This window comes from Baia soyae (genome assembly GCF_004341445.1).
GTDB classification, from domain to species: Bacteria; Bacillota; Bacilli; order Thermoactinomycetales; family Thermoactinomycetaceae; genus Baia; species Baia soyae.
Genome location: NZ_SLXV01000007.1, coordinates 38,960 through 61,294, shown reverse-complemented (window position 1 = coordinate 61,294; position 22,335 = coordinate 38,960). Strand labels below are relative to the sequence as shown.

19 protein-coding genes are annotated in these 22,335 nt (G+C 42.7%); 12 read left to right on the top strand and 7 right to left on the bottom strand.

Annotation, left to right across the window (positions count from 1 at the left end; genetic code table 11):
• Positions 1-117 precede the first annotated feature (117 nt).
• The 4 genes from EDD57_RS03915 (at position 118) to uvrA (ending at position 7,884) form a co-directional block, all read left to right on the top strand.
• Positions 118-1,524, top strand: coding sequence for a S41 family peptidase (locus EDD57_RS03915; RefSeq protein WP_481170250.1), 1,407 nt, complete (start codon positions 118-120; stop codon positions 1,522-1,524).
• 98 nt (positions 1,525-1,622) lie between these two features.
• Entirely contained in the window at positions 1,623-2,828 is a 1,206-nt protein-coding gene (locus tag EDD57_RS03910; protein ID WP_131848180.1) for a PDZ domain-containing protein, read from the top strand.
• A 174-nt stretch (positions 2,829-3,002) separates the two neighbouring features.
• Complete coding sequence (gene uvrB / locus EDD57_RS03905; RefSeq protein WP_131848179.1) at positions 3,003-4,988, top strand: excinuclease ABC subunit UvrB; 1,986 nt, start codon at positions 3,003-3,005, stop codon at positions 4,986-4,988.
• Between the two features lie 7 nt (positions 4,989-4,995).
• A complete protein-coding gene (gene uvrA, locus EDD57_RS03900; protein ID WP_131848178.1) occupies positions 4,996-7,884 on the top strand; it encodes an excinuclease ABC subunit UvrA in 2,889 nt (962 codons plus the stop codon).
• A gap of 116 nt (positions 7,885-8,000) precedes the next feature.
• Here uvrA and gnd read toward each other — a convergent pair whose 3' ends face one another.
• Positions 8,001-8,900, bottom strand: a complete 900-nt coding sequence (gnd, locus tag EDD57_RS03895; protein ID WP_131848177.1) for a phosphogluconate dehydrogenase (NAD(+)-dependent, decarboxylating) — start codon at positions 8,898-8,900, stop codon at positions 8,001-8,003.
• 147 nt (positions 8,901-9,047) lie between these two features.
• On the opposite strand from gnd, the gene EDD57_RS03890 reads away from it, so the two are divergent.
• Positions 9,048-9,383 (top strand): phage holin family protein, encoded by a 336-nt coding sequence (locus EDD57_RS03890; RefSeq protein ID WP_131848176.1) that lies wholly within the window; start codon positions 9,048-9,050, stop codon positions 9,381-9,383.
• 51 nt (positions 9,384-9,434) lie between these two features.
• On the opposite strand, the gene EDD57_RS03885 is transcribed toward EDD57_RS03890, so the two are convergent.
• From EDD57_RS03885 to EDD57_RS03865, 5 genes are all read right to left on the bottom strand, one after another.
• Positions 9,435-10,376: an LPXTG cell wall anchor domain-containing protein gene (locus EDD57_RS03885; protein ID WP_131848175.1), complete on the bottom strand. Its 942-nt coding sequence runs from the start codon at positions 10,374-10,376 to the stop codon at positions 9,435-9,437.
• Between the two features lie 257 nt (positions 10,377-10,633).
• Positions 10,634-11,569: an LPXTG cell wall anchor domain-containing protein gene (locus EDD57_RS03880; RefSeq protein WP_131848174.1), complete on the bottom strand. Its 936-nt coding sequence runs from the start codon at positions 11,567-11,569 to the stop codon at positions 10,634-10,636.
• 270 nt (positions 11,570-11,839) lie between these two features.
• Positions 11,840-12,355, bottom strand: coding sequence for a sortase (locus EDD57_RS03875; RefSeq protein WP_131848173.1), 516 nt, complete (start codon positions 12,353-12,355; stop codon positions 11,840-11,842).
• A 224-nt stretch (positions 12,356-12,579) separates the two neighbouring features.
• Complete coding sequence (locus EDD57_RS03870) at positions 12,580-13,653, bottom strand: LPXTG cell wall anchor domain-containing protein (protein ID WP_131848172.1); 1,074 nt, start codon at positions 13,651-13,653, stop codon at positions 12,580-12,582.
• A 168-nt stretch (positions 13,654-13,821) separates the two neighbouring features.
• Entirely contained in the window at positions 13,822-14,931 is a 1,110-nt protein-coding gene (locus EDD57_RS03865) for an LPXTG cell wall anchor domain-containing protein (RefSeq protein WP_131848171.1), read from the bottom strand.
• Between the two features lie 470 nt (positions 14,932-15,401).
• On the opposite strand from EDD57_RS03865, the gene EDD57_RS03860 reads away from it, so the two are divergent.
• The 5 genes from EDD57_RS03860 (at position 15,402) to EDD57_RS03840 (ending at position 19,852) form a co-directional block, all read left to right on the top strand.
• Entirely contained in the window at positions 15,402-16,076 is a 675-nt protein-coding gene (locus EDD57_RS03860) for a PucR family transcriptional regulator (RefSeq protein WP_165873657.1), read from the top strand.
• Between the two features lie 85 nt (positions 16,077-16,161).
• Complete coding sequence (locus EDD57_RS03855; RefSeq protein WP_131848169.1) at positions 16,162-17,271, top strand: ABC transporter ATP-binding protein; 1,110 nt, start codon at positions 16,162-16,164, stop codon at positions 17,269-17,271.
• Positions 17,272-17,334: 63 nt separating this feature from the next.
• Complete coding sequence (hprK, locus tag EDD57_RS03850; RefSeq protein ID WP_131848168.1) at positions 17,335-18,282, top strand: HPr(Ser) kinase/phosphatase; 948 nt, start codon at positions 17,335-17,337, stop codon at positions 18,280-18,282.
• A 103-nt stretch (positions 18,283-18,385) separates the two neighbouring features.
• Positions 18,386-19,306, top strand: a complete 921-nt coding sequence (gene lgt / locus EDD57_RS03845; RefSeq protein ID WP_131848167.1) for a prolipoprotein diacylglyceryl transferase — start codon at positions 18,386-18,388, stop codon at positions 19,304-19,306.
• Positions 19,307-19,360: 54 nt separating this feature from the next.
• Positions 19,361-19,852: an acyltransferase gene (locus tag EDD57_RS03840; RefSeq protein ID WP_131848166.1), complete on the top strand. Its 492-nt coding sequence runs from the start codon at positions 19,361-19,363 to the stop codon at positions 19,850-19,852.
• Here EDD57_RS03840 and EDD57_RS03835 read toward each other — a convergent pair.
• Positions 19,845-20,936 (bottom strand): quinone-dependent dihydroorotate dehydrogenase, encoded by a 1,092-nt coding sequence (locus tag EDD57_RS03835; protein ID WP_131848165.1) that lies wholly within the window; start codon positions 20,934-20,936, stop codon positions 19,845-19,847. The genes EDD57_RS03840 and EDD57_RS03835 overlap by 8 nt on opposite strands.
• A 163-nt stretch (positions 20,937-21,099) precedes the next feature.
• Between EDD57_RS03835 and EDD57_RS03830 the strand changes: the two genes are divergently transcribed.
• Together EDD57_RS03830 and hisH are read left to right on the top strand one after the other, a co-directional pair.
• Positions 21,100-21,678 (top strand): non-canonical purine NTP pyrophosphatase, encoded by a 579-nt coding sequence (locus EDD57_RS03830; RefSeq protein WP_131848164.1) that lies wholly within the window; start codon positions 21,100-21,102, stop codon positions 21,676-21,678.
• A 32-nt stretch (positions 21,679-21,710) separates the two neighbouring features.
• On the top strand, positions 21,711-22,334 hold the full coding sequence (hisH, locus tag EDD57_RS03825) for an imidazole glycerol phosphate synthase subunit HisH (protein WP_131848163.1): 624 nt from the start codon (positions 21,711-21,713) through the stop codon (positions 22,332-22,334).
• The last annotated feature ends 1 nt before the right edge of the window (position 22,335 follow it).

The following is a 22,335-nucleotide window of genomic DNA, read 5'->3' as shown; positions in this document are numbered from 1 at the left end:
ATTACGTTCTGATTTGATTTCTGATAACATATATTTTATGAGACAAGTTTAGCGGCAACGCAGATGAATGAGGGTGAAGTGAACGTGGAGTTTAGAAAAAAGACAGTCGCACTTTTAATGGCTGGGTCGATGCTAATAGGTGGCGTTGTTACATCAGCGGTGATGATGACCCCGTGGGGGAAGGAATCCCTTGTCCAGACCAGCGGGAAAAATAGTACCCCCTATCAGGCGAAAATGGATGAAGCATATCGCATCATTAAAGAACGGTATGTGCGTGATGTAGCGGATGATAAGTTGATTGATGGAGCTTTGAAAGGAATGGTTCAAGCTTTAGGCGATCCTTACTCCGATTATATGAACCAAACAGAGGCAAAAGAGTTTCTACAAGACTTGGATTCCTCTTTTTCCGGAATTGGAGCAGAGGTTACGATTAAAAATGGTCGTTTAACCGTTGTGTCGCCTATTAAGGGATCTCCTGCCGAGCGTGCAGGGATTCGACCGGATGATCAGATTTTACGTGTAAATGAGATGAGTATGGAGGGCCTCAGTGTGAAAGAGGCAGTAGCCAAAATACGAGGTCCAAAAGGCTCGAAGGTAAACGTAGAAATCCTTCGTCCAGGTGTATCAACTGTTCAAAAAATAAGTGTGGTTCGTGATGAGATCCCATTGATCACGGTACATGGGAAGATGTTACCTGACCAAGTTGGGTATGTTCAAGTTACCCAGTTCTCGAAGGACACAGCAGCTGAGTTTCTAAAGAGTATTGCTAGCTTGGAGAAAGATGGCATGAAAGGGCTTATCATTGATGTACGCCAAAATCCAGGGGGGCTCCTTCCAGCTGTTCAGCAGATGGCAGAACAACTCGTTCCTAGTAAGAAGCCGATCTTTCAAGTGGAAGCAAAAGATGGACCCAAAAAGAAATTTACTTCCAAAGTATCAGAAGGGAAGCCATACCCGATTGCGATGTTGATCAATAAAGGAAGCGCAAGTGCTTCTGAGATCTTAGCAGGCGCCTTAAAAGAGAGTGCAGGGGTTCCGTTAGTCGGGGAAACCACTTTTGGCAAAGGAACCGTACAGACAGCGATTGATTTGGCAGATGCTAGTAATCTTAAAATCACGGTTGCCAAATGGCTTACACCGAATGGCAACTGGGTGGATCAGCATGGAGGAACAAAAGGAATTAAACCAGATGTTGAAGTAAAGCCTCCTGCGTATACAGCGGCAGGTCCGATTAATGCGGATACACCATGGAAAAAGGATTCCAATGATCTCCAAGTGAAAAATGCACAATGGATGCTGGATGCCCTTGGCTTTGCGCCAGGAAGAACAGATGGCTACTTTGATGGCAAAACCGAAACCTCTGTTACAGCATTCCAAAAGGCGAATGGTTTATCTGCTTCAGGTGTGGTTGATAAAAATACAGCAGAGAAGCTTCTGAATAAGTTCCGTGAGCATTTACAAGATCCGAAGCAAGATGCTCAATTACAAGTTGCCGTTCAAACTGTAAAAAAGAATATGAAGTGATGATGTCATAAAAAGGATTTTATGGAAATCCCGTCGAAATTACCCCCTTAGCTATATTTTTTGGGGGTAATTTTTTTGAGGTTGGGGGGCGAAGTCTCATGGATTGGTCGGTCTGGTTACAATACGGAATAGATGTTTTGAAATCAATTGGCGATGTCGGGTTAGTTTGGGTTCAGATGTGGGAACAGCCGTGGTGGTTCGTTGCCTTTTTGTTACCATTCATTCAAGTTTTCTCTCTTGCGTGGCGTGAATATCGTTTATATGGAAGAACGATTGAATCCCCAATCCGTTTGTTATTGCGAACTTGCTTCGTCGGGATTGGCTGGGGCTTTGTAGCTTCCCTTGCTTGGATGACATTTTCTTTTGATATTACAGTCCAGCAGATTGTGTATGTATGGGCTGTCTGTTTCGCTGTTTCGTTGTTCCGTTTCCGTTTTGCAGGCTTGTCTTATGCAGTTGGCCTGTTGTCGGTGGTAAGTCTTATCCTCGCGGCGAATCCGGAGTTTCATTTGACGGCTGAATATGAGTCATGGTTAGAGCCGATTCGGACTTTTGCAGTCTTAGATTGGATCATGATTGTAGCAAGTGCACAACTAATAGAGTGGGCCCTTATTCGTTTAGAGGGAAATCGAGGTATGATTCCCATCGAACTCAAACAGAATCATGGACAAGCTGTAAGTGGATATCTCTTAAGTCGTGTATGGACTATCTTTTCCATGGTTCAAACTTCAAGTGGTTGGTTACCATTACCGATCCCACTCAGCTTTGCCAGTAATAATTGCACAAAATCGTTAGCCCGTCAGCAACGGTTAACGTCTACATATGTTTTAATGCTTGCTACCTTGTTATTTGTAAGTAGCTGGATCTCTTTGCAATGGCAACCTTTTATCTGGATCGCATCCGTTCTAACGTTGGTGGGTCATGAATGGATCTATTTAAGTGAAAAATATAGAGAGAAACGAAAAGAGCCTGTATTCGTATCAGATGAACGGGGAGTGAAGGTACTCGCTGTCGTACCAGAGACCCCTGCTGCGGAGATGGGAATCCGCCCTGGCTATACGATTCAAAAGGTAAACGGAATCCGCGTGAATACGATGGATGATATGGAAAGTGCACTGGCGACTTCTGCGTATAGTAAGTTTGAATTACTAGATGAGCGAAATGATCATCAAATTTTGCATACTGCGATTTATGAAGATACGCCGAAGCATCTAGGTATGATTGGAGCTATTCCAGCGATTTCTAAGAGGGGACAAGAAACGGTTAGCCATGAAGTGGAAGAGCAAATGAGTACGGGAACGTAAGGTCTTTCTATCACGTACGTTAGGAGTTGTGTGCTCCTAGCGTTTTTTACTTCTAACGGTATGAAATGGATTAGATTAGAGAATGATGGTAAAGAATTAAAAGAACTTATGTTCGTATTGATATAAATTATGATATAATATTTTTTACGAGATTTGGAAATTGAGGTGACTACCATGCAAGAGAATGTGTTCCAACTTGTGTCAGAGTTTCAGCCGCAAGGGGATCAGCCTCGTGCGATTGAACAGTTGACAGAAGGAATTCGATCTGGCAAAAAGTTTCAAACGCTGTTAGGAGCAACTGGGACGGGGAAGACGTTTACGATTGCCCAGACCATTGCTCGTGTGAACAAACCGACATTGGTAATCGCCCATAATAAGACACTTGCAGCTCAGTTATGTGGGGAGCTAAAAGAGTTTTTTCCTCATAATGCTGTCGAGTACTTTGTAAGTTATTACGATTATTATCAACCTGAAGCATATGTTCCTTCGACGGATACATTTATCGAAAAGGATTCTTCGATTAATGACGAGATAGATAAATTACGCCACTCTGCTACGAGTGCTTTATTTGAGCGCCAAGATGTGATTATCGTGGCAAGTGTTTCCTGTATTTATGGTTTGGGGTCTCCTAAGGAGTACGGGGATTTAGTGTTATCGCTCCGAGTGGGGATGGAGCGGGAGCGCAACGAGATTTTACGCAAGCTCGTGGATATCCAATACGAGCGAAATGATATCAATTTTACACGGGGAAGCTTTCGTGTGCGGGGCGATGTGATTGAGATTTTCCCTGTTTCGAAGAGTGAACAAGCAGTCCGTGTCGAGTTTTTTGGCGATGAGATTGAGCGTATTCGTGAAATTGATGTGATTACAGGAGAAATCATAGGAGACCGTGAGCATGTAGCGATTTTCCCGGCGTCTCACTATGTAACTAGTGCGGAAGTAATGGAACGAGCGATTGGAACGATTCAAGAAGAGTTGGAGGTACGGTTGGAAGAGTTTCGTGCTGATAATAAACTATTGGAAGCACAGAGACTGGAACAACGCACCCGTTACGATATTGAGATGATGAGAGAGATTGGTTTTTGTTCGGGGATTGAGAACTACTCACGTCATTTGATAGGGAATCAACCGGGGGAAGCGCCGTATACGTTGATCGACTTTTTTCCAGATGATTTCTTAATTGTGGCGGACGAGTCTCATGTTAGCATTCCACAAATTAATGCCATGTACAACGGTGACCAAGCACGAAAAGGTGTATTGGTGGATCATGGCTTCCGTTTACCATCGGCCAAAGATAACCGACCTTTGAAGTTTGCAGAGTTTGAGCAAAAAATTCATCAGTTAATCTTCGTTTCCGCTACTCCAGGAGGATATGAACTAGAGAAAGCTCCTGAAGTGATTGAGCAGATCATTCGTCCGACAGGCCTTCTTGATCCTGTGATTCACATTCATCCGATTAAAGGACAGATTGATCACTTGATTGGCGAGATTCACAAGCGAATCAAGCGAAATGAACGTGTGTTGGTTACGACACTCACCAAGAAGATGTCAGAAGACCTAACGGACTATCTAAAAGAGATTGGGATTAAGGTGCGATACCTTCATTCTGATATTAAGACGATTGAACGGATGGCAATTTTACGGGATCTTCGCGTCGGTGAATTTGATGTACTGATTGGGATTAATTTATTACGGGAAGGCTTAGATTTACCAGAGGTTTCATTAGTTGCGATTCTCGATGCAGATAAAGAAGGATTCCTTCGTGCAGAGAAGTCTCTTATTCAGACGATTGGCCGGGCAGCACGTAATGCAAATGGTGAAGTGATCATGTATGCCGATAAAGTGACCCGATCGATGGATGTCGCGATCCGAGAAACAGAGCGTCGCCGTTCGATTCAGATGGCTTATAACGAAAAGCATGGAGTTACGCCGACCACGATTCAGAAGAAGATTCGTGATGTGATCGAAGCGACGAAAGTAGCAGAGAGTGAAGAAACATATGCTACCAGCAAAGCGGCTAAAAAATTATCTAAAGCAGAGCGAATGAAGCTAATTGAACAGACAGAGCATGAGATGAAAAAAGCAGCAAAGGAACTGCAATTCGAACGAGCTGCAGAATTGCGTGACTTGCTGATTGAATTAAAAGCAGAGGGAGTATAACACGCATATGGCTCAAGATTCTATCGTAATCCGTGGGGCGAAGGTGCATAATCTCAAAAATATCGATGTTACCATCCCACGTGATCAATTTGTGGTCCTAACCGGTTTAAGTGGTTCAGGAAAGTCATCGTTGGCATTTGATACGATCTATGCAGAAGGACAACGTCGCTATGTGGAGTCGTTGTCCGCTTATGCTCGTCAATTTCTCGGGCAGATGGATAAACCAGATGTAGAGGCGATCGAAGGTCTCTCGCCAGCTATCTCGATTGACCAGAAAACGACCAGTCGAAACCCTCGTTCTACAGTCGGGACTGTGACGGAGATCTACGACTATCTAAGGCTTCTCTTTGCCCGTGTAGGCCATCCGCATTGTCCTGAGCACGGCATTGAAATTGCTTCCCAAACCGTACCGATGATGGTAGATCGAATTATGGAACTAGCTGAGCGGACACGGATCCAAATTTTAGCGCCGATTGTAAAAGGGCGTAAAGGGGAGCATGTCAAACTCCTGCAAGAGGTGGGGCGCCAGGGATTTGTAAGGGTACGAGTCAATGGAGAGCTGATGGAAATTTCCGAGGAAATTCAACTGGAGAAAAACAAAAAGCACTCCATTGAAGTGGTTGTGGATCGTATTGTGATCAAAGAAGGCATTGAAACAAGGCTAACAGATTCCATTGAGACTGCGCTTCAATTATCAGATGGGGAAGTACTCATTGATGTGATCGATGGCGAGGAATTAATGTTTAGTCAGAATCTGGCTTGTCCTACCTGTGGATTTAGTATGGACGAGTTATCGCCTAGAATGTTTTCTTTTAACAGTCCTTTTGGGGCTTGTACTACCTGTGATGGATTGGGGAATCGAATGGAGATTGATCCAGACCTCATGATTCCAGATCGTTCCTTGTCCCTGAGCGAAGGGGCTATTGAACCTTGGTACTCCTCTCCGAATTCTTATTACGAGAAGTTGTTAACAGCAGCCTGTGAGGCATTTGGTATCAATATGGATATTGCTTTTGAGAAATTGAGTAAAAAGCATCAAGATCTAATCTTATATGGATCAAAAGAGAAATTCCGCTTCCTCTATCAAAATGAGATGGGCATGTCCCGGGAAATGGACGCTCGTTTCGAAGGTGTCATCACGAATATGCAACGCCGCTATCGAGAGACATCCTCCGAAATGGTTCGAGAACAGTTAGAGTCTTATATGACAACGAAACCTTGTCCAACCTGTAAAGGTGCGCGGCTTCGTCAAGAAATCCTCCATGTAACCGTTGGCGGAGAAAATATTCATTATGTAGGCGCTTTGTCGATCGCTGATGCGTGGGAGTTCTTTGATCAACTGCAATTATCAGAGAAAGATACGCAGATTGCCCGTCAAGTAATGAAAGAAATCAAGGATCGCCTTGGCTTCTTGGTCAATGTAGGATTAAATTACTTAACCTTAAATCGTGCGGCCGGGACTCTATCAGGTGGAGAGGCACAACGAATCCGGTTAGCTACACAGATCGGTTCCAGTTTGATGGGAGTCCTCTATATTCTCGATGAGCCTAGTATTGGACTGCATCAACGGGATAATACCCGTTTGATCGAGACTTTAAAAAGGATGCGCGACTTAGGTAATACGCTGATCGTGGTAGAACACGATGAAGATACGATGCTAGCCGCTGATTACATCCTCGATATTGGACCAGGTGCAGGAGTCCATGGGGGCGTCGTAACGGCCGAGGGGACTCCCCAGGAAGTGATGGAGAATCCTGAATCATTGACAGGAGCTTATTTAAGTGGTCGTAAGTTTATCCCCTTACCTGAGGAGCGTAGAGAAACGGGCGATAAGTGGTTAGAGATAAAAGGAGCAAGTGAAAATAATTTGCGTAATGTCTCTGTGAAAATTCCACTTGGTGTGTTTACTGCTGTCACAGGGGTTTCAGGCTCTGGAAAAAGTACCTTAATAAATGAGATCTTGCTGAAATCGTTGTCACGCGAACTACATCGTTCTAGGGTGGTTCCGGGTCAGTATAAAGAAATCAAGGGTTTAAAACAGCTGGATAAAGTGATTAATATTGACCAATCGCCTATTGGTCGTACTCCACGAAGCAATCCGGCTACGTACACAGGCGTGTTTGATGATGTGAGGGATGTATTTGCGGCTACACAAGAGGCCAAAGTACGTGGCTACCAGAAGGGACGCTTTAGTTTTAACGTAAAAGGTGGACGTTGTGAAGCTTGTCGTGGGGACGGGATTATTAAAATTGAGATGCATTTCCTACCCGATGTCTATGTTCCGTGTGAAGAGTGTAAAGGGAAGCGTTATAATCGCGATACGCTGGAGATCAAGTATAAAGGGAAAAATGTATCGGACGTCCTCGATATGACGATTGAAGATGCGCTTACTTTCTTTGAAAATATTCCTCGTATCAAGAGGAAGTTACAAACGTTGTTTGATGTGGGCTTAGGTTATATGAAGCTTGGCCAGCCAGCTACTACTTTATCGGGTGGGGAAGCACAGCGGGTGAAGTTAGCTTCTGAGTTATATAAACGGAGTACCGGACGAACCTTGTATATTTTAGATGAGCCTACAACGGGTCTTCATATCGATGATATTGCTCGCTTGCTGGTTGTGCTACAACGGCTCTGCCAAAATGGGGATTCCGTGCTTGTGATTGAGCATAATCTGGATGTGATTAAAACAGCCGATTATATTATTGATCTAGGTCCAGAAGGGGGGAGCGGTGGTGGTAAGATCATCGCGAAAGGGACTCCTGAGGAAGTAGTGAAGGTGAAGGGTTCTTATACTGGACAGTATCTAGAGCCAATATTGCGGCGTGATCGAGAGCGGATGGAGCAAGAGAAGAATGAGCGGGCTACGCAAGATGAGACTGCGGTTGCGTTGTCATGAGAATACGGGACAGATACATTGTCCCTAGAATGTTCCTTACCTGTAATCAGGCCTTCTCATAGAAAACACCCCTATGATCGAGATTAATCATAGGGGTGTTAGTATTTTTGATGTATCTATTCCTTGCGGACTACTGCGTGACCACCGAATTCGTTGCGAAGGGCGGCGACTACTTTTCCGTGGAAGGTATCGTCTTCAAGGGAGCGAAAGCGCATGAACATGGATAGGGCAATGACAGGGGCGTTTGCTTTTAGGTCAAGGGCGGTTTCCACTGTCCATTGCCCTTCACCGGAAGCGTTCATTACGCCGCGAATTTGGTCTAGTTTTGGATCTTTGGAGAAGGCGTTTTCCATGAGATCCATCAGCCATCCACGTATGACGGAACCATTGGCCCATACTCGTGATACTTCTTCAAAGTTATAATCAAATTGGCTTTTGTCTAGGATTTCAAAGCCTTCTGCAATGGCTTGCATCATGCCGTACTCAATTCCGTTATGTATCATTTTGAGGAAGTGACCGCTACCTACTTTTCCGGTATATAAGTACCCTTTCTCAACCGATAAATCGTGGAACATGTCTTTTACATGATCCCATGCTTCTGGAGAGCCTCCAATCATGAAACAGCCGCCCTCTAGAGCGCCAGAGGTGCCCCCGGAGGTACCTGCATCCATGTAGTGAATCCCTTTTGCTTGAAGCCGTTCTCCCCGTGCTAAGGTGTCTTTGTAGTGAGAGTTACCACCATCGATGACGATATCACCTGGTTCTAGATGAGGAATTACTTGATCAATCACTTGATCCACGATCTTACCAGCAGGAACCATCATCCAAACGGTGCGTGGTTTGTGTAGTTTGCTTACGAGTTCTTCAATCGTAGTAGCAGGGACTGCACCATAGTTTGCTAACTCCTTTGCAGGCTCTGGCGATACATCGTAAGCAACTACTTCATGACGATGACTTAACATATTTCGTACTAAGTTGTAACCCATCTTACCAAGACCAATCATTCCTAATTGCATAATCGTTCACCTCATAATCGATTTCATGTATGGAAACATTTATTATTAGAGAGTAACATAAAAGTAGGAAAAAGAAGAAGTGTACTTCTATATAGAGTCTGCTTTTTCCTTAAAACTATACAAGCACTATGAAATGGGGTATGTATTATGACTTGGATTTTCAGGCTTGTGTTAAATGCCGTTGTGATCTTTCTCATCGCCCACTATGTGCCTGGTATTAGCGTCAGCGGAGCTGGAACGGCATTAGTGGTAGCGATTGTTTTGGGACTGGCTAATATCTTCATTCGTCCCATTATCTCATTTTTATCGTTACCAATTCAAATCTTAACATTAGGTTTGTTTACCTTACTAATTAATGTAGGGATGTTATACGTAACTGCATTTTTAGTTGATGGATTTGAGATTCAAAACTTTATCTCTGCTGTAATAGCATCGTTGATTATCAGTGTAACTTCTTGGGTCATTGGCCTTATATTAGATTGAAAACAAAACAGGACTCCCGCTTTGAGCGAGGACTCCTGTTTTGTTTTGTGACTAAGATTGATTTTGCTTACGACGACGCGCTACGAGGAAGAGACCCGCCCCCGCCATTAGAACAGCCGCCCCCGCGACGGTAGCGATTGGATAGCTAGTCGCGGTTTTCGGTAATTTACCCCCTTGGCCGTTTACAGTTGGTTTTGTTGTTTTTTCGTTGGTAGGAGCTTTAGTCGTTGCTTTTTTAGTAGTGGTGCTTTTTACTTTTGTTTTAGTTGTAGATTTTTTTACAGTAGCTTGTTTTTTAGTTTGTGTCTTAGTTTGCTTCTTAACTTGTTTGACAGCTCCGCCTTTCACTTCAATTGCCACTTCAGAGTAGCCTTCTCCGGTTATACCATCAACCGTTCCAACGAAGCCAACAAACACATTGTAATGACCCGGCTTTACATTTTTAAATGTGAATGTCTGGGTAAGTCCACTGCGGTTCATTTTCGAAGTCTTGTGTGTTGCTTTGCTCCAATCTGGCTCAGAGTCTTTTGATACGATTACGTACCAATCTCCTTTAGCATGTTTTGCATTTTTAATGGTTTCAGTTACAGTAAGAGTGCCATTTTTCACTACAGCGGATGTTTGGAATTTCGGCTCTTTGACTGTTTCGTTCTTGTCAGCTGGCTTATTTGTTCCAGCGGCTGGAGGGTTGGTGTTAGGTTGTCCACCTGTCTTCCCATCCGCTTTATCCCCTTTTGGTTCATCCTTTTTGTCAGCGGTTTTACCGTCATTTTGGTTCTCTTTTTTGTCAGTTGTTTTACTGTCCATTTTTTCACTGGTTTTGTCGTTTACTTTTGTATCAATCTTGGTTTCAGGAGTTGCTTTTTGCTCTGTAGTAGAGGTAGTCGGTGTAGGATTAACTTGAGGTTCAGCGGCTGCTACAACGCCTTGAAAAGCAGTAACAGAAAGTGCTAGTGTCGCAAGTACTGCGAATGGTTTCGTCATACGTTTCATGAATAGTCATCTCCAGTTAGTTATTAATCGTTTGTTTTTTCGTTACTCATATTTAATATCGGATGGACTCTCTTTTTTTGTGTCTCAAAATGAGCCATTTTAGCTCCTTTCACAGTTCGTTCAATAAAGAATGACAACTTTATTAAAACCGGAATTCTTTGGTTTGATATAAGAAAATGCCGGTTTAATTCATTTTTCTTTACGTGTCGAGTGTAAGAAAAAGCACACCTAGTATAGGCATGCTTTCATATCTCATATTATGATTGGTTTTGCTTACGACGACGTGCTATGAAGAATAGACCTGCTCCTGCCATCAAGACAGCCGCGCCCGCAGCGGTAGCGATTGGGTAGCTAGTAGCGGTTTTTGGTAGGTTACCACCTTTGCTATCTGTTGTAGCTTTTGCTTTTTGGGTTTCTTTTTTATCAGTGGTGGTTTTTTCTGTAGTAGCTTCTTTCTTGGCTGGTGCTTTTTTAACAGCAGTTTCTTTCTTAGCTGGCTTTGTAGCTCCGCCTTTTCTCGTATCGATTTCTAGTAGAACGGAGTTTCTTTCATCTGCCTGGAACTCGTCAACTGTTCCGATAAAGCCTACATTCAAATTATAGACACCAGGCTTTACATTTTTAAAGGTAAAGGTTTGAGAGAAACCATTTTTACTCTGTATTTCATCTGTAAATACGCGCTTTTCTGTACCTGATTTGAATCCGTCTGCATACCAAAGACCTTTAATATGTTTTGCATTTTTAATGGTAGCGGTTATGGTAAGAGTCCCATTTTTCAATGAAGCTTCTGCATATAGGTAAGGTCCTTTAGCTTCTTCTTCGTCTTCTTTTTTATCAGCTGGTTTATTTGTTCCAGGTGTTGAAGGATTGGTATTAGGTGTTTCACCTGTTTTACCATCCGTCTTCCCATCTGTTTTGCCGTCCGCTTTGTCACCTGTTTTTTCATCTGTTTTATTACCAGTTTCGGTTGCTTTTTTGTCTTCTGGTTTAACTTCCGCTTTTTTATCAGCTTCTGTACCTTTTTTATCTTCCACTTTCACTTCTACTTTGGTTTCAGGAGCTGTTGTTTTTTGCTCAGTAGGTGGGGTGGTAGGGGCTGGTTTTGTTTCTTCTGCTGCTACAACGCCTTGAAAAGCGGTAACAGAAAGGGCTAGTGTCGCAAGTACTGCGAACGGTTTCGTCATACGTGCCATGAATGGTCATCTCCTAAGAATTATGTATAAAATGAGTTCTACATAGTTTATATCGAAACACTTTTCTTTTTTTGTGTCATAAAATGAGTCATTTTAGTTAATTTCACATTTTGTTCACATTAATGGACCAATTTATTACATAAATGCGTCCCATATTATAAAAAAGGATTCCTTTTCTCATGAAAAAACTCCCCTTCGGTAACAGTTTTTATTATTTCAACTGTCTACCTTTTAGGGAGCATATCAACGGAGTGCAGGAAATCTCTTTTGTTATTTATTTTGAATCTCGATTAACTCAGATTCGATAATATATCGTTTAGGTGCACTGCCTAGCATATTAAATGGATAACAAGTAACTAAGGTAAGGATTGGTTTATCTTTTGTGACGATAACCTTTCGGTCTTCTTTGGGTGTTACCCACGTCTTTCGTACCTGATAGATAAAGTAGTGATTGTTGTAGTCAATAATTAATCGGTCTCCGACTTTTAGTTCGCCCATCCCTTTGAACTTGGTATCACGATGACCAGATAGAACAACATGTCCGGTTTCACCTGGTTTTACAGTCTTATCTTTAGTCTGAGGATCGTTATCTTCTATATAGCTCCCCACGCCTTTTTCAAGTGAATCGGCGTCTGCACCATACACAACTTCAAGATTCTTTTTTAAACGGTGAATGCTTAGAGTAGCGATCATATCTCCCCTATTATGTTTGAGATCGGATGGAATTCCTTTCGCAAGAGCTGGTTGTGGAGAAGTATCGTCTCCTTTTTTATCAATCTTGCTCATGGTAGCCTCTTCATAGGGCACGGAAGAAGCACTTTCACTCCACCAATTATATGCGTTCCATCCCAAAACGACAGTTCCTGCTATGATTAATAACCAAGATAATATTCGAATTATGACCACTCCCTCATTTTCTATGTGGTTTTTTTCTATGTTATGTATTTTTATATCGATTGTCTAGTGAAAGAAAAAGCACACCTGACTTAGGCATGCTTTTTTATCAAGTACTACTGTTGTTTTTGCTTACGACGACGAGCTACGAAGAAGAGTCCTGCACCTATCATTAGAATAGCCGCACCCGCCACGGTAGCGATTGGATAGCTGGTAGCCGTTTTTGGTAGCTGGCCACCTTCTGCCTTTTCAACCGCTTTTTTCGCTTGTTCTTTTGTAACAGGCTTACTAACTGGTTTAGGCTCTACAGGAGTAGAGGGATTGGTGCCAGTACCGGTACCAGTACTAGGTGTTCCGCCCTTAGGGACATCCACTTTGACAACGGTACATGTTTCTTTCTCTTTACCATCCACAGTACCTTTAAAGGTAAGGAGTACAAAGTAAGTGCCTGGCTTCAAATCTTTAAAGGTAAATGTTTTAGAAGCCCCGCCCTCTTCTTTTTTATGACCAACGAGGTCGTTATTGTTGAACTCACGAGTTTTGCTTACCACAGCAACCCATTGACCTTTGGCTTCTTTTGCATCTTTGATTTTTGTGTTGAGAGTAAGAGTGCTATCTTTTACTTCTGTTTTGACAGAGATAACCGGAATATCAGCTGGTGATTCATCCTTTCCGTTCCCTTTTACAGGAGTTCCGGTAGTCGTCCCTTCAAATTGAACTTCCAAACATGCGAGCTCGTCGATAGCCGCTAGTTTTGCTTCCACTTTCGGATCAGTGAGGTCGAATTCGTGAGAAGCTCCACCTTGTGCAGAGATGATTACTTGACCACCAACAAGCAATGTCCAAGTCCCTTTTGCTTCCTTTACCCCTTTCAATTGAGCTTTGATACCCTTTTCTGTATCTGTAAGGTCGATTTCTACTTCTTTTTGTGCTTTGTTTTTAGCTGGTTTGTTATTTTTTTCATTAGCTGGAGGAGGAGTTGTGTTGGTAGCTTTCCCATCCTTTTTGTTGTCTGTGACTTTAGAGTCCATTGTGCCTTCCACTTTTTTATCGACTGGCTTTTGCTCGGTGGAGACCGGAGCAGTTGGATTAGCAGGCTTTGTTTCGTTCGCTGCTACAACGCCTTGAAAAGCAGTTACAGAAAGGGCTAGTGTCGCAAGTACTGCGAATGGTTTTGTCATACGTTTCATGAATGGTCATCTCCTATGTACTTTCAAATAATAGGCTTACACAATATATATCGAAATCATCTTATTTTTTAGTGTCTAAAATCAATTAATTTAAATAGAATTCATTGTTTATTCACATTCAAATAAAAAAGCATACCCACGTTAGGTATGCTTTCTACTTAAAAAAGATTATTGTTGTTTTTGTTTGCGACGACGAGCTACGAAGAAGAGACCTGCTCCCACCATCAGAACAGCTGCACCCGCAACAGTCGCGATTGGGTAGCTAGTAGAGGTTTTTGGTAACTTACCACCTTTTGCATCTTCAATGGCTTTTTTCGTTTCTTGCTTGGTCGCTTCTTTTGTAACAGGCTTTTTAACTGGAGTAACTTCTACAGAATCCTTACCCGAATCAGCTTTACCTGCTTTTTTTACTACAACTTTCATAACGTCATAAGTATCTGTATCTTTGCCGTCAACAGTACCTTCAAAAGCTACAAGTACAAAGTAAGTACCAGGTTTTAGATCTTTGAAGGCAAATTTACTTGAGAGGCCACCGTTTTCAATCATTTCGTGATCAACAATGGTTTCATTAGGCTCTCCGTTTTTAAAGAACTGAATATTGGTATTTACTATAGCAACCCAAGTACCTTTTGCTTTTTTAGCGCCATTGAGTTTACCAGTCACAGTGAGAGTACTATTTTTTACTGTTGCTGTTGTAGTAAGTTCATTAGCCAAATCATTTCTAACTTGTCCTTTGATAGGAGTTCCATTAGAAGTTCCTTCAAATTGGATTACAGCATATCCAGCACTCGCTTCAGCACTCGCTTCAATGAATTTCTTTGCGAGGTCTGGATTTGAGAAGTCAAATTCAAAAGAAGCTCCACCTTGTGTAGAGAAGACCTCTTTATTGCCAATAAAGAACTTCCAGGTACCTTTTGCTTCTTTAGTGCCCTTAAGTTCCGCTTTTAGAACTGATCCGGTTTCAGTTACCCCGATTTCCACTTTCTTTACTTCTTTTTTATCAGCTACCTTGCCTTTTTCAGCGGCAGGAGTAGTTGTTTTGCCTTCAGTTGCTTTTTTATCTTCAACTTTAGCATCGATTTTGCTTTCTATTTTTTTATCCTCGACTTTAGTATCAGCGTTACCTTCTACTTTTTTATCAGCCGGTTTTTGCTCAGTAGTAGCGGTTGGGTTAGTAGTTGGTTTTGTTTCATCGTGAGCCGCTACAACGCCTTGGAAAGCGGTTACGGAAAGTGCTAGTGTCGCAAGTACTGCGAACGGTTTCGTCATACGTACCATGAATGGTCATCTCCTATTAACTAGAAATAATTATTTCTTTCATACTCTATATCGAAATAAACTTGGTTTTTGTGTCCTGATTTGATGTGGTTTTGGTAATTTCACATTTTGTTCATATTAATATGATAAAAAGTTAAGATAGGGTCTGTAATAGACTGCGATTTTTTATTGCAAGATGATAGGATAATGTAGCAGGATTTCCCATATGTTTTGCGGTATTGGTATGAGTGAATAGATATGAGAATGGTGTTGAAAAATGGTAGGCTATTTTGATAGTGGAATGTGAGAGGAAGGGGAGAGAGAGCGAGTGTATCTAGCAGAAACATGAGACGCTCTCTATATAATAAATGACTAAATCTCAAGAATTAACCCAAACTTGTTCTAACTCAGATAGCGTCGTCCTGTTTTGGCAACAAGGAGTTCGGAACTCTCTTTCTCACGATTTCTTTAAGAAAATAGAGAAATGGTGTTTGTTCTATGTTCAAGTAGATGCACCTATCCACGGAGAGCAGATGGAAGTGGATTGGGAGAAGTTTCTACAAAGCTATTTTGTAGATCTAGATTTACTTCTCGTAGAAGTTGCTTATGAACAGTGGCTTGTGATGCAGCCAGATCGTGAATTGGATCAGAGGGATCGTACGGCGCAGCGGAATGAGTTGCTTTCAAAGGCGCGAGGTTTTTTAGAAAGGGTGCGAACTGAGTTAGGCGGAGAAGCACGAATCATTGTGGGTGAAAAGGTAGTATCGTCTGAAGCGCTGTTTGAAGAGATGGATCGAATGAAAAGAGCAGAGAAAATGTCATATAAGATCGATCCGGATCAAGCCATTGTCACGACATGGAACACTTTTTTATATGAACTCATTCATAGTCTTCAAGTGCATCAACTAGACCAAGTTTGCGCTGTGATCCCGACAACTCCTTTATGGAGTGATGGAGAGATGATGAAGACGATCCAGTGCTTTCTGGAAGAAGATCTAAATGTGAGTGAGACGGCTCGTAAATTATATATTCATCGAAATACGTTACTTTATCGCCTAGAAAAGATTCGCGAAGAGATTGGCTATGATTTACGTGTTTTTGATGATGCGATGATGGTGAAGCTTATGCAGTTCATCCTCCGTCGAAAAGCAGATGTTGCCCGTTAGGTGCTCATCTGCGTTATTTTTTTTATGGTCAAGGTAGAGTAGAATAGAAGCGTACTACAAAAGCGAAAAGGGGTTTGCGGACCACATGGCCAAGGTAGTTCTTGAACATATTTATAAACAATATCCTTCAGATAATAAACCAACGATTCAAGATTTTCATCTCGAGATTCATGATAAGGAGTTTCTCGTAATAGTAGGTCCATCTGGCTGTGGGAAGTCGACGACTCTTCGTATGATAGCTGGATTAGAAGAGATTTCGGATGGAACTGTATCCATTGATGATCGCACCATGAATCATGTAGAGCCTAAAGACCGTAATATCGCAATGGTGTTTCAAAACCATGCCCTCTATCCACATATGACGGTGTATGAAAATATAGCATTTGGTTTAAAAATGAAGAAAATGGATGAAAAAGAGATCGATCAGCGAGTGCGTCATGCGGCGCAGATGTTAGATATGGAATCTTATCTAGATCAGAGGCCGAAGACACTCTCAGGCGGGCAGCATCAACGGGTGGCTCTTGGTCGTGCTATGGTACGTGAGCCAGAGCTGTTTTTGCTGGACGAGCCTCTTTCTAATCTGGATGCAACGCTACGAGTACATATGCGAACAGAAATTCGAAAGTTACATCAACGATTAGGAACCACGACGATCTATGTGACTCACGATCAAACAGAGGCGATGACGATGGGTGATCGCGTTGTGGTGATGAAGGATGGGGTCATTCAACAAGTTGCTATACCAAACGAACTATATCACCATCCTGCTAACCTATTTGTAGCACGATTTATGGGTTCCCCAACGATGAATGTACTAGATGGAATTCTTTCCGAAGAGGATGGTTTACTCTTCTTCATAGCAGAAGGTGCGAGATGGAAAATCCCAGCTGAAAAGGCAAGTAGCCTTCGAGAAAAAGGATACATTGGAAAAAGCATCATCTTAGGATTTCGTCCCGAGGCGCTTCAGGATGAACCGGAGTCACCAAGCCGACCGAACACCTTTAAGGCAGAGATTGAGATGATGGAACATACAGGCTCCGAGATGACCCTTTACCTGAAAGGTGTGGGCCGGGGTGGCATGACAGCTCGTGTGAAGTCGCCGTCTGAATATCGTTTGGGTTCTCAGTTGACACTATCAGTGAAGATGGATCAAGTTTATATTTTCGATAAAGAAACCGAAGAAGCGGTTGTATAAATGAAAATAGCTGGCGACTGATCAATGGATCGGTCGTTTGCTACGCAGAAAGGACTCATTTCAATGTTGAAAACGGTGTCCGTCCGTAATTTACAGCAACATTTCCAGTTGGAAATTGTTTGTGGTGAGGAACAATTGGATCGAAATATTACAGTAAGTGACTTGTATCGCCCTGGGCTAGAGCTATCTGGCTTTTTTACCTATCATCCGATTGAACGTTTGCAGATTTTAGGGAAGACGGAGTTAACCTTCATTGAAAGCCTCCCACCTGATGTTAGGAAGCAACGGCTTGAACGTTTTTGTCATCCCTTTCTTCCTTGTATTTGTATAACGAGAAATATAGAGATACCGGAAGAGTTAATTCAGATTGCCAAACGCCACCGGGTTCCGCTTCTGCGAACGGGGCTTGCAACGACTCGTTTCTCTAGTAAAGTAACCAACTATCTGGAAAAAGTATTAGCTCCGACCACGACGGTTCATGGAGTTTTAGTTGATATATATGGTGAGGGAGTCCTCATAATGGGGGATAGTGGGATTGGGAAAAGTGAGACAGCCCTAGAGTTGGTAAAGAGGGGTCATCGGCTGGTTGCGGATGATGCAGTGGAGATCAAACAGGCTGAAGAAAATATGCTGATCGGGAGTGCACCGGAACTGATCCGTCATCTTCTTGAAATTCGCGGTCTAGGGATCATTAACGTTATGACTCTGTTTGGTGCTGGTGCGGTACGGAATAAAAAACGTCTCTCTTTTGTCATCCAGCTAGAGACATGGCAAGCAAATCGGCAGTATGATCGTCTGGGATTAGATGAGGAACGAATGAAAATCATCGATACCAATGTACCCCTTCTGACTGTGCCAGTTCGTCCTGGGCGAAACTTAGCGGTGATTATTGAAGTAGCAGCGATGAATATGAGATTAAGGCAAATGGGATATGATGCCGCCCAGCAGTTTGTCCAAAAACTAGGGGAAACAATCGATGATCAAGATCCAGATGGTGATGATTATGATTGATAGAGAAGCCGTTGATGAAAACCATATAATATCCAAGGGTTTTCAGGTAAAATAGGGTTATGAAATATAACGTTCGTGATTCGGTTAGGAGGAATATGGATTCATGCTATCTTCATATTTGGCGGCAATCAATCCAGTTGCATTGGAACTCGGCCCTCTAAAAATCCATTGGTATGGAATTATTATGGGGACTGCTGTGCTATTAGGATTGTTGCTTGCTGTTCGAGAAGGGAAGCGCCGTGGTGTAAAAGAGGATGATCTCATTGATTTGGTATTTTGGGTCATTCCTGCGGCGATTATTGGAGCTCGCTTGTATTATGTTTTATTTGAATGGAGTTATTATAAAGATCATCCAAGTGAAATCATTGCGATTTGGAATGGTGGTTTAGCCATTCACGGTGGTTTGATTGGAGCAATTATAGTTGGATACTGGTATGTGAAACGTAAAAATGTAGCATTTCTAAAGGTAGCAGATATTATTGCGCCGAGTATTATTTTAGGACAAACGATCGGGCGATGGGGGAACTTTTTAAATCAGGAAGCCCATGGCGGTGAGGTAGGTAGAGCTTTCTTAGAGCATTTGCACCTTCCTACTTTCATCATCGATCAAATGCAGATAAATGGAACTTATTATCACCCTACTTTTTTATACGAATCCCTTTGGAATCTAGCTGGCTTGGTTCTTCTTCTCCTCATGCGTCGTTGGAATCCAAAACGTGGTGAAATTTTCTTTACATACTTTGCTTGGTATTCGTTAGGCCGCTTCTTTATCGAAGGGCTACGTACGGACAGTTTAACCTTTACAGGGCCGGGCTGGTTGGAGGGTATTTTAAATGCGCTCTGGTCCCCGATGAAAGTAGTGTTTAAAGCAGGGGCTATGGATTCTGGTAACATTCGTGTTGCACAGCTCATCAGCTTGCTGTTGATGCTTGGGGCTATCTTAATGATCATCTGGCGTCGCGTAAAAGGTACTGCGAAAGAATCGTACCGAGATCAAGAACAAGAACAAGCGATAGAAGGTTAACGAGAACCCTCTCTCTACACGGGAGAGGGATTTTCTATAAGGGGTTTAGCTAGAGTGAGAAATACGAAGAGATATCCAGTGACAGGTAGTAATTCTTTATGGCAACAATACGATACCATCTCCTTCTGGAAAGTATTTCGCCAAACGATTGTGATTTTAATCGCTCGGTATATGCCGTTTTTGAGCATCAAGAATGGACTTTACCGTCTAGTGGGGATGAAAGTAGGAGATCAGACGGCTGTAGCATTCTTAGTGATGATGGATTTATTCTATCCAGAAATGATTTATATCGGGAGAAACTCCATTATCGGCTATCATACGACGATTCTCACACATGAATATTTGATTGATGAGTATCGGTTGGGCGAGGTACATATTGGAGATAACGTGATGATCGGTGCCAATGTAACGATTTTACCTGGAGTGACGATCGGTGATGGGGCAGTCGTGGGGGCGGGGACAGTGGTAAGTAAGGATGTGCCAGCCTATACGTTTGTAGTGGGGAATCCGATGAGGGAGATAAAAAAAGTGGATGTCTCTAAATAGAAACATCCACTCCAACCGCATCTTCTACCGATGGAAAGCCATCTCTTTCTAGCAACTGTACGAGCCCTTGATTAATCTGCTTCACCACAGCAGGCCCTTGGTAAATCATGCCTGTGTAAATTTGAACGAGACTAGCACCTGCGCGGATTTTGGCATAAGCATCTTCAGCGGTAAAGATTCCGCCGACGCCGATGATCGGTAGCTTACCTTGAGTGATGCGGTATATTTGTGAGATCCACTCAGTAGAACGACTGGTCAGTGGGCGTCCGCTTAATCCGCCTGTTTCATGGCTGGATACTTGATTCTGAAGCCCTTCTCGCGATAAGGTAGTGTTGGTTGCGATCATTCCGTCGATGTTTGTATGTAAAACAATCTCTATGATTTCGGTAAGTTGTTCCTCTGTTAGATCAGGGGCGATCTTGAGGAAAATCGGCTTTTTCACTTGATGCGATTGAATGCAGTGATCTCTTGTCTGCAAGATATCCGTTAGCAATTTCTTAAGTGCGTTTGCCTCTTGTAGATCTCGTAAACCCTGTGTATTAGGGGAACTGATATTGATTACGAAGTAGTCCCCATATAGATAGAGCGTTTGAAGCCCAATGATATAGTCCTGACTAGCCTGTTCATTGGGAGTGTTTTTGTTTTTCCCGAGATTGATTCCGATCGGGATGGTAGGACGTGAGAGCGTCTGAAAAGAACGAACCGCATCTTCTACCCCATGGTTATTGAAGCCCATTCGATTAATAATCGCTTGGTCTTCAGGTAAACGGAACAAACGGGGGCGATCGTTTCCAGATTGAGGACGCGGGGTGAGAGTGCCTACTTCTACAAAGCCAAAACCCAAGTGGGCCAAAGCAGGATACACGTTGGCGTGTTTATCAAAACCTGCGGCTAGCCCCACTGGATTTGGAAATGATACCCCAACTACTTGGGAGGATAGTGAAGGATGTTTTACTTCCCATTTTTGTTGGATGGTTTTAGCTAGGTAAGACATTCGTTGAAGGGTTTGTAAGGATCGAACGGTCCATTCATGTGCTACCTCAGGATCCATGCGAAATAAGACTTTTTTCATGATTGGGTACATTTGGTTATCCTCTCCTTACGTCATACAAAAGCCTCTCGTGCATAATTGGTCACAAGAGGCTTTCGGTCATTTGTGCGTTGGTTATCCTCATTGTACATGATTTTGCAAGAAAAAACGCCTGCTTTTTTCTTTCGAGACGAAATTTCATCAGGAGTCGAAGAATATGAAGATCTATTTTGCTACTATGAACGAATCTAAGTTAAACGAAGCAAGGCAAGTCCTAGAGCCGATAGGATATCAAGTTTTGGGCCTAGAAGTGAATTATATAGAGCCAGATGAAGGAACTGTGCAAGAGATTGCCATGCAAAAGTTAGAGCAAGTGTTGCAAGTTCACCCTGAGTTGCAACGAGTGATGGTAGATGATGCGGGTATATTTTTTCAAGCATATCCTTTATTCCCTGGGGTCTTAGCGAAGCGGGTCTTTCAACGGATCGGATACCACGGGATTGAGAAGTTATTAGCGGGGGAAGATCGCAGCGCTCGATTTGAAGGAGCGATTGCGTTGTATTCGCATGGTCAGAAGAAAATATTTTCCGGTATGACAAAAGGAACCATTGTCGAAGGAATCCCTACTACCGATTCGCTGACCAATGTAGGATTCCCTTACGATCCCCTTTTTGTGCCTGATGGTGGAAATCAAGTGTTGGCTGATATGGATATCGAACAACGATTATCCTTTTCTTATAGACGAAAAATGCTCGATAAAATGGCTCTTTGGATGAAAGAAAATGTAAGAGACTAGATCGAGTTCGGTTACGAGAGGAGTTTGATGATATGATCGCTGTCTTGGATTACGGTGTAAATAATGTAGAGGGCCTATTAAAAGTGTTGGATGATTTAGGGGGTTCGTATGTAGTCGCGACAGAGGCCTCAGATGTTCGAATGGCAACGGGAATCATTCTAACGGGTGACGGCACGTTTGGTGAGGGAATGGCAGGTTTAGCTAGCTCAGGATTGGACCATGTAGTGAAGGAAGAGTTTTTTTCAGGGAAGCCTATTTTGGGGATCAATTTAGGAATGCAACTCTTCTTTACAAGTAGTGATGAGGGAGGCTACCACCAAGGCTTGAATCTGTTACCGGGTCATGTACAGAAATTAGAAGGGGATGGTGTGATTCACAAGGGATGGAATTGGCTAAAGTTTAGACATCCACATCGTCTCTACAAAGGCCTTGAAGAAAATAAGGTTTACTTTTCCCATTCATACTTAGTAGATGCGGAAAATGAAGATGATGTAGTCGGTTATACAAACTATCAGGAGTCCATTCCTGCTATAGTGTCGAGAGGAAATTTAGTCGGGATGCAGTTTCATCCTGAAAAAAGTGGTGCTTATGGAACACAGCTATTGAATCAGTTTTTGACACAAGTTGTATATCGAGGCAATGGACAAGAGAAGTAGC